At 71.7% G+C, this 14,136-nt stretch carries 22 protein-coding genes and 1 pseudogene; 10 read left to right on the top strand and 13 right to left on the bottom strand.

The genetic code is table 11. The annotated features are described in order from the left end of the window. The first annotated feature begins 100 nt into the window (after nt 1-100). From ABTY04_RS36550 to ABTY04_RS36530, 5 genes are all read left to right on the top strand, one after another. Nucleotides 101-373, top strand: coding sequence for a hypothetical protein (locus ABTY04_RS36550; RefSeq protein WP_352217749.1), 273 nt, complete (start codon nt 101-103; stop codon nt 371-373). Between the two features lie 432 nt (nt 374-805). Further along, nucleotides 806-1,246 (top strand): peptidoglycan-binding domain-containing protein, encoded by a 441-nt coding sequence (locus tag ABTY04_RS36545; RefSeq protein ID WP_352217748.1) that lies wholly within the window; start codon nt 806-808, stop codon nt 1,244-1,246. A gap of 206 nt (nt 1,247-1,452) precedes the next feature. After that, nucleotides 1,453-1,587, top strand: coding sequence for a hypothetical protein (locus ABTY04_RS36540; protein WP_352217747.1), 135 nt, complete (start codon nt 1,453-1,455; stop codon nt 1,585-1,587). A gap of 58 nt (nt 1,588-1,645) precedes the next feature. Beyond that, nucleotides 1,646-2,275, top strand: a complete 630-nt coding sequence (locus ABTY04_RS36535) for an RNA polymerase sigma factor (RefSeq protein WP_352217746.1) — start codon at nt 1,646-1,648, stop codon at nt 2,273-2,275. Next, on the top strand, nt 2,272-3,345 hold the full coding sequence (locus tag ABTY04_RS36530; RefSeq protein WP_352217745.1) for a CU044_5270 family protein: 1,074 nt from the start codon (nt 2,272-2,274) through the stop codon (nt 3,343-3,345). Before ABTY04_RS36535 ends, ABTY04_RS36530 begins: the two co-directional genes overlap by 4 nt. On the opposite strand, the gene ABTY04_RS36525 is transcribed toward ABTY04_RS36530, so the two are convergent. From ABTY04_RS36525 to ABTY04_RS36515, 3 genes are all read right to left on the bottom strand, one after another. Continuing rightward, complete coding sequence (locus tag ABTY04_RS36525; protein ID WP_352217744.1) at nt 3,317-4,021, bottom strand: CE1759 family FMN reductase; 705 nt, start codon at nt 4,019-4,021, stop codon at nt 3,317-3,319. The genes ABTY04_RS36530 and ABTY04_RS36525 overlap by 29 nt on opposite strands. Further along, nucleotides 4,018-5,118 carry an LLM class flavin-dependent oxidoreductase gene (locus tag ABTY04_RS36520; protein ID WP_352217743.1) on the bottom strand — a complete coding sequence of 367 codons (1,101 nt, stop codon included), beginning with the start codon at nt 5,116-5,118 and terminating at the stop codon, nt 4,018-4,020. Before ABTY04_RS36520 ends, ABTY04_RS36525 begins: the two co-directional genes overlap by 4 nt. Before the next feature lie 174 nt (nt 5,119-5,292). Beyond that, nucleotides 5,293-5,424: a hypothetical protein gene (locus ABTY04_RS36515; RefSeq protein ID WP_352217742.1), complete on the bottom strand. Its 132-nt coding sequence runs from the start codon at nt 5,422-5,424 to the stop codon at nt 5,293-5,295. Between the two features lie 295 nt (nt 5,425-5,719). Here ABTY04_RS36515 and ABTY04_RS36510 point away from each other — a divergent pair, with 295 nt between their 5' ends. Then, nucleotides 5,720-6,130 (top strand): VOC family protein, encoded by a 411-nt coding sequence (locus ABTY04_RS36510; protein WP_352217741.1) that lies wholly within the window; start codon nt 5,720-5,722, stop codon nt 6,128-6,130. Nucleotides 6,131-6,224: 94 nt separating this feature from the next. Then, nucleotides 6,225-6,572: a VOC family protein gene (locus ABTY04_RS36505; RefSeq protein ID WP_352217740.1), complete on the top strand. Its 348-nt coding sequence runs from the start codon at nt 6,225-6,227 to the stop codon at nt 6,570-6,572. A 53-nt stretch (nt 6,573-6,625) separates the two neighbouring features. Here ABTY04_RS36505 and ABTY04_RS36500 read toward each other — a convergent pair whose 3' ends face one another. The 3 genes from ABTY04_RS36500 to ABTY04_RS36490 form a co-directional block, all read right to left on the bottom strand. After that, the gene (locus ABTY04_RS36500) at nt 6,626-7,114 is read right to left on the bottom strand and encodes a hypothetical protein (RefSeq protein ID WP_352217739.1); all 489 of its coding nucleotides are present in this window, start codon (nt 7,112-7,114) and stop codon (nt 6,626-6,628) included. A gap of 88 nt (nt 7,115-7,202) precedes the next feature. Further along, nucleotides 7,203-7,406 (bottom strand): cold-shock protein, encoded by a 204-nt coding sequence (locus ABTY04_RS36495; protein ID WP_352217738.1) that lies wholly within the window; start codon nt 7,404-7,406, stop codon nt 7,203-7,205. Nucleotides 7,407-7,506: 100 nt separating this feature from the next. Beyond that, nucleotides 7,507-8,709 (bottom strand): FAD-dependent monooxygenase, encoded by a 1,203-nt coding sequence (locus ABTY04_RS36490; RefSeq protein WP_352217737.1) that lies wholly within the window; start codon nt 8,707-8,709, stop codon nt 7,507-7,509. A 180-nt stretch (nt 8,710-8,889) separates the two neighbouring features. Between ABTY04_RS36490 and ABTY04_RS36485 the strand changes: the two genes are divergently transcribed. Beyond that, entirely contained in the window at nt 8,890-9,153 is a 264-nt protein-coding gene (locus ABTY04_RS36485; RefSeq protein WP_352217736.1) for a protealysin inhibitor emfourin, read from the top strand. 50 nt (nt 9,154-9,203) lie between these two features. Here ABTY04_RS36485 and ABTY04_RS36480 read toward each other — a convergent pair whose 3' ends face one another. After that, the gene (locus ABTY04_RS36480; RefSeq protein WP_352217735.1) at nt 9,204-9,407 is read right to left on the bottom strand and encodes a cold-shock protein; all 204 of its coding nucleotides are present in this window, start codon (nt 9,405-9,407) and stop codon (nt 9,204-9,206) included. Nucleotides 9,408-9,508: 101 nt separating this feature from the next. Beyond that, on the bottom strand, nt 9,509-10,450 hold the full coding sequence (locus ABTY04_RS36475; protein WP_352217761.1) for an alpha/beta hydrolase: 942 nt from the start codon (nt 10,448-10,450) through the stop codon (nt 9,509-9,511). A 306-nt stretch (nt 10,451-10,756) separates the two neighbouring features. On the opposite strand from ABTY04_RS36475, the gene ABTY04_RS36470 reads away from it, so the two are divergent. Continuing rightward, nucleotides 10,757-11,227: a hypothetical protein gene (locus ABTY04_RS36470; RefSeq protein WP_352217734.1), complete on the top strand. Its 471-nt coding sequence runs from the start codon at nt 10,757-10,759 to the stop codon at nt 11,225-11,227. Between the two features lie 39 nt (nt 11,228-11,266). On the opposite strand, the gene ABTY04_RS36465 is transcribed toward ABTY04_RS36470, so the two are convergent. After that, a complete protein-coding gene (locus ABTY04_RS36465) occupies nt 11,267-11,659 on the bottom strand; it encodes a nuclear transport factor 2 family protein (protein WP_352217733.1) in 393 nt (130 codons plus the stop codon). Nucleotides 11,660-11,757: 98 nt separating this feature from the next. Here ABTY04_RS36465 and ABTY04_RS36460 point away from each other — a divergent pair, with 98 nt between their 5' ends. Further along, nucleotides 11,758-12,201 carry a MarR family winged helix-turn-helix transcriptional regulator gene (locus tag ABTY04_RS36460; RefSeq protein WP_352217732.1) on the top strand — a complete coding sequence of 148 codons (444 nt, stop codon included), beginning with the start codon at nt 11,758-11,760 and terminating at the stop codon, nt 12,199-12,201. 34 nt (nt 12,202-12,235) lie between these two features. Here the strand turns inward: ABTY04_RS36460 and ABTY04_RS36455 are convergent, their stop codons facing one another. From ABTY04_RS36455 to ABTY04_RS36440, 4 genes and pseudogenes are all read right to left on the bottom strand, one after another. Then, nucleotides 12,236-12,859: a glyoxalase gene (locus ABTY04_RS36455; RefSeq protein ID WP_352217731.1), complete on the bottom strand. Its 624-nt coding sequence runs from the start codon at nt 12,857-12,859 to the stop codon at nt 12,236-12,238. Nucleotides 12,860-12,864: 5 nt separating this feature from the next. Then, a complete protein-coding gene (locus ABTY04_RS36450; protein WP_352217730.1) occupies nt 12,865-13,326 on the bottom strand; it encodes a helix-turn-helix transcriptional regulator in 462 nt (153 codons plus the stop codon). A 32-nt stretch (nt 13,327-13,358) separates the two neighbouring features. Then, complete coding sequence (locus ABTY04_RS36445; RefSeq protein WP_352217729.1) at nt 13,359-13,769, bottom strand: VOC family protein; 411 nt, start codon at nt 13,767-13,769, stop codon at nt 13,359-13,361. 127 nt (nt 13,770-13,896) lie between these two features. After that, nucleotides 13,897-14,136: pseudogene (locus tag ABTY04_RS36440) on the bottom strand (2-oxoacid:ferredoxin oxidoreductase subunit beta); the annotation flags it as partial.

Genomic DNA, 14,136 nt, shown 5'->3' with positions numbered 1-14,136 from the left:
CCTTCGCCGTGGCGGCACTACGTACGCGTCGGTGGTCTTCACCTAGCTAGGCAGGCTTCACCGACGCGACAGCGGTGCTCCCGCGACGAAGCTCAGCGGCATGACGAACATCGACATGAAGCCCGAAACCGCAATCGAAACCGGCACCGGCACCGGCACCGGCACGCAGACCTTTGAGGCGGTCTCCGGCACGGAGGCGGCGCATCACAAGGGCTCGAAGAGGAACAAGGGCAGGAAGAGCAGGGCCCGGCGCCGCGTCGCGAAGGCACTGGCGTACTTCTCCCTGATCTTCAGCGGGCTCCTGGTCCTGGCCGAGCCGTGGCTGCTGATCCCGGTCATCGCGCTGGTCCTGGCGATCTCTCTCTGGGACTGATCGTCCGTGGGACCGGAGCGGCCACAGGCGCCGGTCCAGCACCTCAGCAGGTTCCGGAGGATGTCCAGGGCCTGGTGGCACAAGGCCGTGGAGGGCCGGCTCGGGCGGGTGCGGTGGCCGGGACATGTGCCGGGACACACGTCGGGACGTCCGTGGGACACCGCGGGACGCGCCTGGGACACCGTGGGACGGACCGGGCGTGAGGCAGTCCGCGGGACGGGCGGGGCCCTCGGATCAGAGCACGGCCTTCCGCCGTGGTCCTCCCACCGTCCCTTCCCGGGAAGCCGGCCGGGCCCGGGACGCCCCGTGGAAGGCGGAATCCGGGGTGCCGGATCGCGGCTAGGTTTCTCGGCGTCGGACGGCAACGTGCCGACCGCTCACATCCTTTCGCATCCGATCGCTTCGGACCGCACCTCGGGGGTCGACCCACACATGAACCTCAAGCGCACGCTCGCCACCCTCGGCGCCGCCGCCGCGATGACCGCCGGCCTGATCGGCTTCAGCCCGGCCGCACAGGCAGCCGTCCCCGGCTGCACCGACTACGCCACCTACTACAGCGGCGACTTCTACACGAAGGTCCCCACGATCGACCCCCAGGGCACCAACTTCTGCACCCTGCGCTCCGGCGCCAAGGGCATGCAGGTGTACTACCTCCAGGACACCCTGAACTACTGCTACGGCCAGGACCTCGGCACGCCCGACGGCAAGTTCGGCCCGAAGACGGCCGCGGCCCTCGCCCGCGTCCAGAAGATCATCGGTGCCGACCCCGACGGCGTGTACGGCCCGCAGACCCGCGACAAGCTGAAGTGGCACTGGATGACCCTGCAGGCCAGCAACAGCTGCAAGACCCTGTACGACGCCCACGCGCACTGATGATCTCCCCTACGGGGGAACAGGAGCCTCACTCCCGGACGGGGGACCGGGAGTGAGGTCACGGGAGCCAGACGTACGTGACGTCGGGCTCCCGTTCCTCGTTCCGGGGACCGTCCGCCCGCTCGACGGCGGCGACCGAGGGCCGTCGGCCTGGGCGTGGTCGAGGCGCCGCGGCCGCGGGCGAAGCGAGATGATCTGATCAGGGCATGACCGACGCGCACGGCGTGACGCGCGGCCACATCGGACTGCGGAACGGACGAGTGCCGCCGGGCGGCCTGATGCCCGTCGCGGTCCGGCTGGGGAGTCGCCGCCTCGTGGCACCGGAAGAGGGGTCGGCGTGACGCAGGTCACGGGAACCCGGGCGGGGTTGCCGGACAGCCGACAGGAGTGACGACAGAAATGCGAACCCGGGTGCGGTCCGGGGATCCGGACGCCTATGCGGAGCTGTTCGACAGCTACGCCCGCACCCTCTACAACCATGCCTTCCGGATGACCGGGGACTGGGCCGCCGCGGAGGATGTCATGTCGGCGGCCTTCCTGGAAGCGTGGCGGCTGCGCGGCACGGTCGACCCCGAGGGCGGATCGCTCCGGCCCTGGCTGCTGGGCATCACCACCAACCTCGCCCGCAACCACTGCCGCAGCAATCGGCGCTACCGGGCCGTTGCTGCCGCCACCGCGGCGGCAGCGGGTGCCGCAGCCGTGCCCGACCACGCCGACGAGGTGGCCGGCCGGCTGGACGACCGGCGGCAGATCGCGGCCACACTCGCGCAGTTGAGTGCGCTGCGCCGGCCCGAACGCGAAGTCCTGCTGCTGTGCCTGTGTGAGGGCCTGGAGTACGCCGAGGCCGCCCGGGTCCTCGGCATCCCGGTCGGAACCGTCCGTTCCCGGCTGTCCCGGGCCCGTACGAAGCTGCACAGACTCGCCGGAGCGGAACTGAAGAAAAACAGGCGGGAACTCGCAGCCCGGTCCCGACAGACATATGGCGACCGCGCGAAGCCGGTCCGGTCCGCACAGGAAGGAATCCGATGAACGCCGACCTTTCCCGTCCCCTCCCGCCGTTCGCCGAACGGGAACTGCCCGCGGGCCGCCACCAGTTCCACAAGGAGCGCCTGATGGCCCAGATCCACGAAGACCTCCACGCCGCCGATACCCCGGCCCGTACCGCCACGTCGCGCAACCCGTTCCTGCGCCGTGCGATCCTCGTGCCCGCCGCGGCCCTCGCCCTGGCCGGCGCGCTCGCCACCGGCTTCCTCGCCTACGTGGACCGGGGCGCCGCGGACGGACCCGGCTCCGCCGTCGCCACGGGTCCGGTGCTGACCACCCGGATCGGCGCCACAGACCCCCAGGGCACACCGCAGCTCCTGGACCGCATTTCTCTCGCCGCCTCGTCTTCCCCCGCCTCCGGCACGGCGGTGCGGGCGGACCGGTTCATCTACATCGGGAGCAAGACGGCCACCACCTACGTGAAGAGCGTCAACGGCAAGCACACGCTGGTCAGCGAAGAACTGCACCTGCGCCACCAGTGGAACTCCCCGGACGGCACCAAGGGCTGGCTGATCGAGCCCGGCAACACCGGCCCGGAAGGCGTGACCCTGGAGGGGCCCGACGAAACGGGCCGGACCCCGACGGCGAACCTCAACGCGCCCAGCTACAACTACCTCGCCGCCCTGCCCGCCGACCCCGACGCGCTGCTGCGGCGGATCTACGAGGAGACCAGGGGCCACGGCCGCAGCCCCGACCAGGAGGCGTTCACCACGATCGGTGACCTGCTGCGCGGCAGCTACCCCCCGGCCGAGCTCACGGCCGCGCTCTACAAGGCCGCGGCGAAGATCCCCGGCGTGGTGACGGTGGACGACGCCGTCGACGCCGCCGGCCGCCACGGACTCGCCGTCGCCCGCCTGGACGAGCAGTCCGGCCGGCGCGAAGAGTGGATCTTCGACCGTCAGACCCTCGTGTTCCTCGGTGAGCGCACCGTCCAGGTGCAGGGCGAGTCCGGCGAGCAGGGCCTGATCAAGCCCGGCACGGTCGTGTCCACCAGCGCCGTCATGACCCGGACGGTCGTCGACCGGATCAAGGAGATGCCGGCCACGACCGGCTGACCGCCACGCGGGCCGGCTGTGGTTGCCCGGCGCGCAGCGCGGCCAGGCGTTGTTCGAAGGGCACGATCTCGAAGCCGTCCGCCGGGGCCACCGACGTGATCGCTCCCGTCAGTGAGCGGGGTGCGATCGCGTCGGTGGTGTCGACGTCCGGGGCGGTGGCGCGGGGGGCGGGCGTCATGAAGCGGGCCAGTTCCGTGCCCGCGCGGGCGATGCGCCGGGCCAGGCCCTCCTTGCCCCAGTCCTCCGAGGCCGCGTACACGGCGGTCGGCAGGACGAGCGCGCGCAGGTGGGTGAACAGCGGGCGCAGGGCGTGTTCGGTGACCAGGGAGTGCCGGGCCGTGCCGCCGGTCGCGCCGAGGAGCACCGGCTTGCCGGTGAGGGCGTCCTTGTCGATGACGTCGAAGAACGACTTGAACAGGCCGCTGTAGGAGGCCGCGAAGACGGGGGTCACGGCGATCAGGCCGTCCGCGGCTGCGACCGCGTCGAGCGCGGCGGCCAGGCGGGCGGAGGGGAAGCCGGTGACGAGGTGCTGGGCGGTCTCCGTGGCCAGGTCCCTCAGTTCGGTCACTTCGGGTTCGGCATCCACGCGGGTGAGTGTGGCGGCCGTGAGGCGGTCGGCGAGCAGGCGGGTCGAGGAGGGCGAGCTGAGACCCGCCGATACGACGACGAGCTTCATGCCTGCGTCTCCTGCTTCGTGGTGCCCCGGGCCGCCGCCACGCGGGCCGAGTGCGTCGGCGCGTCCGGCACGCCGGCCGGGCGCAGGTTCGCGAACTCCTTGCGGAGGACGGGTACGACCTCTTCGCCGAGCAGATCGAGCTGCTCCAGGACGGTCTTGAGGGGCAGGCCTGCGTGGTCCATCAGGAACAGCTGGCGCTGGTAGTCGCCGGCGTAGTCCCGGAAGGACAGGGTGCGCTCGATGACCTGTTGCGGTGAGCCGACGGTCAGGGGGGTCTGGGAGGTGAACTCCTCCAGGGAGGGGCCGTGGCCGTAGACGGGTGCGTTGTCGAAGTACGGGCGGAACTCACGGACTGCGTCCTGCGAGTTCTTGCGCATGAACACCTGGCCGCCGAGCCCGACGATGGCCTGCTCGGGGGTGCCGTGCCCGTAGTGGGCGTAGCGCTGCCGGTAGAGGTTCACCATCTGCTCGGTGTGGGAGGCCGGCCAGAAGATGTTGTTGTGGAAGAAGCCGTCGCCGTAGTACGCGGCCTGCTCGGCGATCTCGGGCGAGCGGATGGAGCCGTGCCACACGAAGGGCGCGACGCCGTCGAGGGGGCGCGGGGTGGAGGTGAAGGACTGCAGCGGCGTACGGAACTTGCCGTTCCAGGTGACGACGTCCTCGTCCCACAGGCGGCGCAGCAGCGCGTAGTTCTCGATGGCGAGGTCGATGCCGTCGCGGATGTCCTTGCCGAACCAGGGGTAGACCGGGCCGGTGTTCCCGCGGCCCGTCATCACGTCGACGCGGCCGTCCGCGACGTGCTGGAGCATCGCGAAGTCCTCGGCGATCTTCACCGGGTCGTTCGTGGTGATCAGCGTCGTCGACGTGGACAGGATCAGGTTCTCGGTGCGCGCGGCGATGTAGCCGAGCATCGTCGTCGGCGAGGAGGGGACGAACGGCGGGTTGTGGTGCTCGCCGGTGGCGAAGACGTCGAGGCCGACCTCCTCGGCCTTCTGCGCGATGGCGAGCATCGCCTTGATGCGCTCGTGCTCGCCGGGCGCGCGTCCGGTCGTCGGATCGGGCGTGACGTCTCCGACGGTGAAGATCCCGAACTGCATGGCTCCGCTCCCTTTCCCGAGGTTGTTTACGATTCAACTACACCTGGGAACGAGGACTGCGGCCGAGGTATTCCGAGCTGCGGGCAGCGGCGTCTCGCCGCGGAGGGTCTGCGCATCGGCTGGCAGCCGGCAGGCCCTCGCCGCCGACCACGATCGTGGACGACGTCTTCACTCCTATCGCCTCGCCAGGGCGATGCCGAGGGCGTCGACGAAACGGGGCCGCAGCCCTTCCTCCGCCACCGAACCCCGGAGTGCGGCGTCGCCGGATCCGTGGCCGGCCAGAGGCAGGGAGTCTTCCGGGGCCATGGGGTCGATCCGGAAGGGCCGCCGGACCACCTCCACGGGCTCGCCGTCCCGGCCTCCACGGGCTCGCCGTCCCGGCCTTCGAGGGCCTGCCCAGGCGGTGGGGCGCAGTCAGGTCTGCCGGATGGCGTCATCGGCCTCGGCCTGCGGCCCCGGCAGCCGGTTCGCGACCGCCTGCGGGGTAGGCCCGGTCATCCTCGAAGCCGTCGTTCGGAAGTTTTCTCCGTCCATCCGTCACGTTCTCCCGTCGGGGCCCGTCAGTGAAGTAACGCAGCCCGGCAGTCGGAAGGACAACGCGATGCTGACAAACATCATGTACGTGACGCTCTACATCACCGACCAGGACCGCGCGCTGAGGTTCTACACGCAACAGCTCGGCCTGGAGAAGCGCGTCGACCACTCGGGCCCCGACGGACGCTTCCTCACCGTAGGCGTCCCCGGCAGTCCGATCGAGATCGTGCTCTGGCCTCACGCCGCCGCCTCGGGCCAGCCGGCCGAACGGCAGCCGGGCGGCACCCCCGGTCCGCTCTTTCTCGAATCGGACGACCTGCGGGCAGACTTCAAGGTGCTCCGCGACCGCGGCGTGACCTTCGACCAGCCCGAACCGGAGGACTACGGGTTCGGGGTCCGCATCGAGGCAGTGGATCCGGACGGCAACCGGATCTCGCTGCGCCAGCGCGCAGCCTGGCAGAGCCGCGGCGATGGCTGAGCGTTCGCAGGCCCGGGGCGGCCGGCAGTCGGCCACCCCGGGATCGAAACAATGATTGCGATACACCCCCCCGACCCTGACGAGGTGCTCCAGCATGCCGATGAAGATCGACTCGGTGATCGCACGACAGCGCGTTGACGACCTGGAAGCGGCCATCCCTTTCTACGAGCGGCTGACCGGCCGGACGGCCGGCCGCTTCGACTTCGCCGGTGTGCATCTGGCGAGTGTCGGGCCCTTCCTTCTGTTCTGCGGTCCGGACGAGGCAGTGCAGAGGGTCGCGGGAGTGAGTGCCACTCTGGCGGTCGCAGATCTGGCCGCCGCCGTCGAGGAAGGGGTTGCAGCCGGTGCCACCGTGGTGATGCCGGCGCATCCCACCCCCAACGGTCACCGGGCGGTGCTGCGTCACCCTCACGGGGGTGTGTACGAATACGTCGGCCCCTGAGCCGAGAGCTGTCCGATACGGGGTGGGAACGGCTGCGGCCGTTCCTGCCGCGGTCAGCCGGCATGCTCCCCGTTCCATTCCTGCGGCAGTAGCCCATCGCAGAAGACGCACACGAAGTACTCCTCCCGCACGATGTTGAGCTGATCGCAGGCGGGACAGCGGCGGAACACCACTTCGTGGGTGAAGCCGGACGGATGCCCGATCCCGGCCGCGGCCAGGGCAGCGGCGACGGCCGGCCCGGAGGCGGTGTCCGGGCAATAGCCGGTCGACTGGTTGCCGACCTCTTCGGCCGTCCACGTCCCGGACTCCCCGCGGAAGGTCATCTCCCCGGCACCGAGAACCGCGCCTCCGCCGGCACAGACCACGTGCTCGCTCCGGCGCGGTGCCAGCCGCAGCACACCGGCGATGTCGACGACGAAAGTGAAGGGCTCGGCCCGCTCCTCGGCCCGCTCCAGGAACCAGGCGTCGAGCTCCCCCGCGGAGCGGATGCTCCGGCCCCCGCCCCCGGGCCGGACCAGTGCCCGCAGCTCGGCCGGCCTCACGTACCGGTACCTCCGCCCCCGCACATCCACGTCGGCCAGGCTAGAGGACAGGCCCGCTCATGCGGGCCCGGCCGGTGGCGGAGCGGGCTCAGATGGCCTGGACCTGCTGGGCTTGCGGCCCTTTCTGGCCCTGTCCGATCTCGAACTCGACCCGCTGGCCGTCGTCCAGGCTCCGGTACCCGCTGCCCTGGATCTCCGAGTAGTGCACGAAGACGTCCGGGCCGCCGCCGTCCTGCTCGATGAAGCCGAATCCCTTCTCTGCGTTGAACCACTTGATGGAGCCCTGAGCCATCGTTCGTGCCCTTCTGCTGCGTCCACGACCTGTTCGTCGGGGTACGCGGCGATCCTCCCCTTCTGCCGGTTCTGAAAACCCGGGCGGAAGATGTTGACTCTCATGGGTGAACCGGGGTGACGGGCCGGTCAGGGAGCCGGAAGCCGTCGAAGAGGTCGTCCATGCCGCGCAGGGCCAGGCGGGTGGGGGTGGCGCGGACCGCGAGGTTGCGGGCCGCCACCGCGAGCGGGTTGCGCAGAGCGCCCAGGCGGCCGACCCGGCGGGCGCGGACGCGTACGGCGTCGGTACGGTCGCGGCGGGCGGCCGTGTACGCGGCGAGGGCGGCCGGGACGGGGTCCGGGCCGTCGGTGTCTGCGGTGGGGAGCAGGTGGGCCAGGACCACGGCGTCCTCGATGGCCTGGCAGCCGCCCTGGCCGAGGTTGGGGGCCATGGCGTGGGCGGCGTCGCCCAGCCAGGCGATCCGGCCGTGGTGCAGGCTGGGGAGCGGGGCGGCGAGGTCGTAGAGGTCGTTCTGGAGGACGCCGGCGGGGTCGAGGCGGCCGACGCGGTCCAGCAGGGCGGGAATCGGGTCGTGCCACGAGCCGAAGCGGCGGCGGAGTTCGGCCCGGGGGTCGGCCGACCGGGTGCCGGCCGGAAGGACCGCGGTGGCGTAGAGGTAGAACCGGCCGTCGGAGAGCGGGGTCACGCCGAACCGCTCGCCCCGCCCCCAGGTCTCGCTCATGGCCGGTATCCGCAGGTCCGGGGCGTCCACGAGGGCCCGCCAGGCGGTCTCGCCGATGTAGCGCAGGCCGGCGTGGGCGGGGAAGTACGTGCGGCGCAGCGGGCTGTGGATGCCGTCGGCGGCGACGACCAGGTCGGCGCGGAGGTCCGGACCGGTGGCCGTGCGGACGGTCGGGCGGCCGGCGGCGTCGTCGACGGCGGTCACGGGGGTGCCGTAGCGAACGGTCTGCGGCGGCAGCGCGGCGGCCAGGGCGGCGGTGAAGGCCGGGCGCGGGACGGCGATCGGGGGCATGCCGTAGCGGGCCGCCATGTCGGCGGTGCCGGCCCGGGTGAGCCACCGGCCTGCGGAGCTGCGGACGCCCATCGTGACGGGTACGGCGCTGCCGGCGGCCCGGGCGGCGTCGACTCCGATGGCGTCGAGTGCGCGCAGGGCATTGGGGGCGAGGCCGATGCCGGCGCCGGTGACGGGGGGTTCGGGGGCGCGTTCGCAGACGGTGACGTGCCAGCCGCGGCGGTGCAGTGCGAGGGCGGCCGTGAGGCCGCCGATTCCGGCTCCGGCCACCACTGCGTGACGCTTCGGCATGTGACACCTCTCCGTTGGGTTTTCGGACATCCTCGTGCGGATTCCGGGTTCCCGGCCACGGATGGCGCACGTGCGTGCGTTTCGGGGGCAGGCGAAGGGTGTCCACATCCGATGCGCCGCGTTCCCGGTCTCCCGGCCGGCGAGCCCGGAGGGCGGTGCTCTGTCCGAGGAGGTCTCACGATGCTGATCACCGTCACGCGTACGGGCGGGTTCGCAGGCAGGGAACGGACGGGTTCCCTCGACACGGCGTACCGGGTCGACGGCGCCGAGCTGGAACGCCTGGCCGAGCGCTCGCTGAGCGACGAGGCTCCCCCGGCCCGCCCCGTGCCCGACGGCTTCTCCTACGTCGTCCACATCGACGGCAAGGTGCTGGAGCTGCACGATCCGTACCTGACCGACGACCAGCGGCAGTTGGTCGGTGCCGTGCTCGGCGAAGGGGTCTGAGCGGGCCGCGGCCGGGCCGCCCGGGTGTTGCCCGGGCGGCCCCGGCCGGGCTACTGCCTGACGACGTTCTCCGCCTGCGGGCCCTTCGGGCCCTGCGTGACATCGAACTCGACGCGGTCGTCCTCGAACAGCTCCTTGAAGCCGGTGGTCTGGATGGCGGAGAAGTGGACGAACACGTCCGGCCCGCCGTCGTCCTGGGCGATGAACCCGAAACCCTTGTCCGCGTTGAACCACTTCACTTTGCCTGTAGCCATCAGTGTGCTTCCTTCACCACATCGTCGGAACGGACTCCTCCCCAGTGCCGTCGATCTTCCCCCCACGGCCGGTGCGGTGCCGTCCCGCCACACCGAAGGACCTACGTGCCGGAGTGGGCGAGGAGACGCCGGAGCCAGCGGGTGCGGGCGTCCCGGGCGTCCCGGGTGAGGGCCGCCTGCGGTGCCAGGCCGTCGAAGCCGTGGCATGCGCCGGGCCATACGTGCAGTTCGGCCTGGCCGCCGGCCTGCCAGATCGCGTTCGCGTACGCCACGTCCTCGTCCCGGTAGATCTCGGCCGACCCGACCTCGACATAGGCCGGGGGGAGTCCGGAAAGGTCCGTGGCGCGCGAGGGGGCCGCGTACGGGGGCAGGTCCGCGGCACCGAAGCGGTCGCCCAGCAGTGCCTTCCACCCGGTCGTGCTGGAGGTGAGGTCCCATACGCCGAGGCCGGTCATCTGGTGGCTGGAGAAGGTGCTGCCGCGGTCGTCGAGCATCGGGCACAGCAGCAGTTGTCCCAGGGGCCGGGGGCCGCCGCGGTCGCGGGCCAGCAGGGCGAGGGCCGCGGCGAGCCCGCCGCCGGCGCTCTTGCCCCCGATGACGATGCGGTCGGCGTCGATGTCCAGTTCGGCCGCGTGCCCGGCCGCCCAGACGAGTCCGGCGTAGCAGTCCTCCAGTGGTCCGGGGTACTGCGTGCGCGGCGCCAGGCGGTACTCGACCGAGATGACGGCCAGTCCCAGCGGGAAGGCCCATGCGCGGAGGATTCCCGGAAGCACGGACCGGGCGTTGCCCATGACCATGCCGCCGCCGTGCATGTAGTACAAGAGGGGCAGCGGACCGGCGAGGCCGGACGGCCGGGCGCTCACGAGCGTGACGTCCGGCTGGTCCGGCGGTCCGGGCACACGGAACTCCGCCACCTCGAAGCGGCCGTCGGCGCGCAGGTCCTCCGCGGTCGGGCTGGGGCGGGTCGCCGCGTCCCGCTCCTGCCTGGCCCGGAGGTTGTCCAGGGTGATCGGCTCCCTCGACTCCTTATCCAAGGCCGCCAGCGCGACCCCGACTTCGGGGTCGAAAGGGGGTACGGGGCGCGCCGCCGGGGATCCGCCACCCGGTCGTACGCCACCGGGACCGCACCCGGCTTCCCCGCCGTGAGTCGTCCGCGCGGGCATTCCCCTCCCGAGGCCGAAGTCGAAGACGAAGATGTCGAAGACGGACTGTATCCGCAGGAGCGGCCGGGCCCCGTCCTGGCCGATGCATGACAGCTGTCACAGTGCAGACGTGACCCGGGACCCTGCCCCCCGGGACGCTCCCCCCGGCAAAATGGCGATCACCGCATCAACCACGGGGGCAGCAGAATGAACATCCTGAAGAAAAAGGCCGCGCCGGCCGAACCGATCGACACCACGGGCCTGGCACCGGCCGACTACCGGCTTCCGGTCTGGTTCTTCGGCTTCGAAGGCGTTCTCGCGGCCGCCTTCGACATCCTGCGGGCCTTCCCCTCGGCGTGGCCGGTGCTGCTGGTCCTGCTGGCCGTGAACATCACCGTCTCGCTGACGGTCATGCGCAAGCGGCTCAGGCTCGCCAAGGCACTGTGGCGCGGCAAGGAGACCCGCAGGGTCGCCATCACCCTGATCGCCCTCCGGGTCGGCAGCCATTTCGCCCTGAACGCCGTGGGCCTGACCGTCCACTCGACCCTCGGCCACGTGGTCTTCGCCCTGGTCATGAGCGCGACGACGATCGGCCTGCTCGCCTATTCGCAGCAGACCTCCATCCGCGCCCTCACCGCCGCTGCGACCCCGGCCGCGCCCGCCGCACCCGCGGCCTGATCGGGGTCCCGTGCCGGGGCCCGTTGCGGACGGCAGGCCTCAGCGGGCGCTGCCGATGGTGCGGTCGGCGTCGGAACCCTGCAGCATCAGGGTGGTCTCCTCGATGCGGCTGAACCGGCCGTCGGGCGCGAGGTCGGCGAACACGTAGACCTCCATGCTGACGGTCGAGCCGTCCGTCTTCGTGATGTGGGCGGTGTGCCGGTCGGCGTACTTGCCGCCGTCGTAGAGCTCTTCGTGCACCTCGACACGGCCGTCGGCGACGACGGTGCGCAGGTGGGTGATGTGTTCGACGAACCCGGCGCGGTCCGCCCACTCGCCGTCCGTGCGCTGGCGGTAGTCCGGGGTGAAGTGGCGGTCCGCGGCCTCCTCCACGGTGAGGTCGCGGCTGAAGAGCAGGTCGTCGAGGGCGGCGGCTATTCCGGTGCGCGTCATGGCAGTTCCTCGCAGAGCATGGGGAAGTGCGTGCGTTTCGCACGCATCTCCGTCACTGTAGCAGGCACTGCGTGCGTCGCGCACGCTATTCTTGTGGTGTGGAGAACGAAGTCGGACATGAGATCGCAGACGCGCTGGGCATCCTGCTCAAGCGCACCACCCGCGCGCAGCTGCACAAGCGGCTCACCGAGGGCATGGGCGAGGCGCTGGACGAACTGACCTACCCGGTACTCAGCGCCCTGGCCCGGACCGGGCCCCGCAGCGCGGCCGACCTGGCCCCCGACGTCGGAATCGACCGCTCCGGTGTCACCCGCCGCGCCTCCCGGCTGGAGGCCGCGGGCCTCATCCGCCGGGAGGCGGACCCCGCCGACCGGCGTGCACACCTGCTCGTGCTCACCGAGGAGGGCCGGTCCGCGGTGGCAGAGCTGCGCGCACGGCTGGCCGCCCACATCATGGCGAGCCTGTCCTCATGGGCGCCGGGTGAGGCCGAGAGGTTCGCCGGCGACCTGCGCCGCTTCACGGCCGAGGGCCCGTTCGCCTAGCGAACGGGCCCTGCCGGCCCGGGCGGGGCTTCGGTCAGGTCGCGGGGACCGGCACCGCGGTCTCCCAGGCGAATCCGTCCGGGTCGGTGAAGGCCCCGGCGTCGCCGCCGAGCACGAGCCGGTGCGATCCGGTGCCGTCGGCCGGGACGCCGACCTCCTTGGCGAGGGCGCCGCGCCCGTACAGCGCCAGCTTGACGAGGCTCGACGGGGTGTCGAACTGGACGTACTTCGCCCCGAAGCTCTTCGCGACGGCGAGGCCGCGGTCGACGTAGAACCGCTTGCTCGCGGTCACGTCCGCGGACCCCAGGAGGAGCACGAGCTCGTCGATCTGCCGGGTGTCCGGGCCGGTGTCCTTCTTCGCCGAGGACGCGACCTTCCAGATCGTGCCGTCCGGTGCCTGCACGACGCCGCCGTAGCCCCAGAACGACTTCGCGGCGGGCTTCAGTGCCGTGGCGCCGGCATCGAGGGCGGCGCCGATGAAGCCGTTGACGACGGACGGCTGGGACACCGTGAGCGCCAGCGCGAACCCGCGGAATCCGGTCGTCGGCGCCTCCGAGGCACGCAGGCTCACCCGGGAGCCCAGGCCGAAGGCGGTGTAGAAACGGTCGGCGGCCGCGGTGTCGGCCACCTCAAGGGTCAGGGTCTCGATGGAGGTCATGTCCATCACGCTAGTTGCGGCTCGGGGGCCGGTGCTTCTCGATTCCTGACCGGTCCGGTCGCCCGCTGCGCCGCGCACGACGGCACCCCCGCGGCGGCCGTGGCACGGCGCCGGTAGGCGCCGGGAGCCATGCCGACCAGCTGGGTGAAGCGGGTGCCGAAGGCGTCCGGCGAGGAGCAGCCGACCGCGGAGCAGACCTCGGCCGCATCAAGGCCGGCATGGTGGAGCAGCACCGTCGCGCGCTCGACGCGACGCGTCATCAGGTAGGCGTACGGCGACTCGCCGTAGGCGAGCCGGAACTGGCGGCCGAGGTGCCCGGCCGCCATGTCCGCGCCGAGGGCGAGCGCCTCGACGTCCAGCGGCTGCGCGTACTCCCGGTCGATCCGGTCGCGGACGCGGCGCAGTCGCGCCAGGTCCTTCAGGCGCTGCGCCTCGGCGAGTGCGCGCCCCCACGCGGGATGGCACATGCGTAAGCTCCCTTTCGGCGGTGGCGGTCGGCTCAGCGAAGTTCCTGGATGCGGATCAGGTTGCCCGCGGGGTCGCGGAAGGCGCAGTCGCGGACGCCGTACGGCTGCTCGGTCGGCTCCTGGACGACCTCGGCGTCGGTGGCCCGCACCTTCTCGAAGACGGCGTCGAGGTCCCGGGTGGCCAGCAGGATCCAGCCGTACGTGCCCTTGGCCATCATCTCCACGATGGTGCGGCGCTCGGCCTCGGTGATGCCGGGGTCGGCGGCCGGCGGCGCCAGGAGGATGGACGTGCCGGGCTGGCCGACGGGGCCGACCGTGATCCAGCGCATCTTTCCGTGCCCGACGTCACTGCGGACCTCGAAGCCGAGGGCGTCGCGGTAGAAGGCCAGGGACGCGTCCGGATCGTCGTGCGGCAGGGAGCTCGTGTGAATGGTGATGTCCATACGCATCACGTTAGTTGGGGCTCGGCGGCCTGCGCTTCTCCGTTCCTGATCCGTCTCGGCGGCTGCCGCCGCCGACGACAACGCCCGAGCGCTCCTGGCGCTCGGGCGTCGTCGCTTCGCCGGTCGGTCAGCGGAGCGGGCGGTTGACCGTCCAGGTGTCGTTGCCGGTGAGGAGGGTGCTGAGGTCGCCCTTGCCCTTGGCGTCGGCGGCCGCTTCGAGCTGTTCGGCCATGAGGGTGTCGTAGACCGGCCGCTCCACGCTGCGGAAGACTCCGATGGGCGTCTGGTGCAGGGTGTGGGGGTCGGCCAGCCGGGACAGCGCGAACGCGGTGGTCGGGCCGGCGTTGTGGGCGTCGTGGACCAGGAT

The sequence above is a fragment of the Streptomyces sp. NPDC097981 genome (assembly GCF_040302565.1).
Lineage (GTDB): Bacteria > Actinomycetota > Actinomycetes > Streptomycetales > Streptomycetaceae > Streptomyces.
Note: the sequence above shows the minus strand (reverse complement) of the source record. Positions and strands in the feature narration are given on the sequence as shown.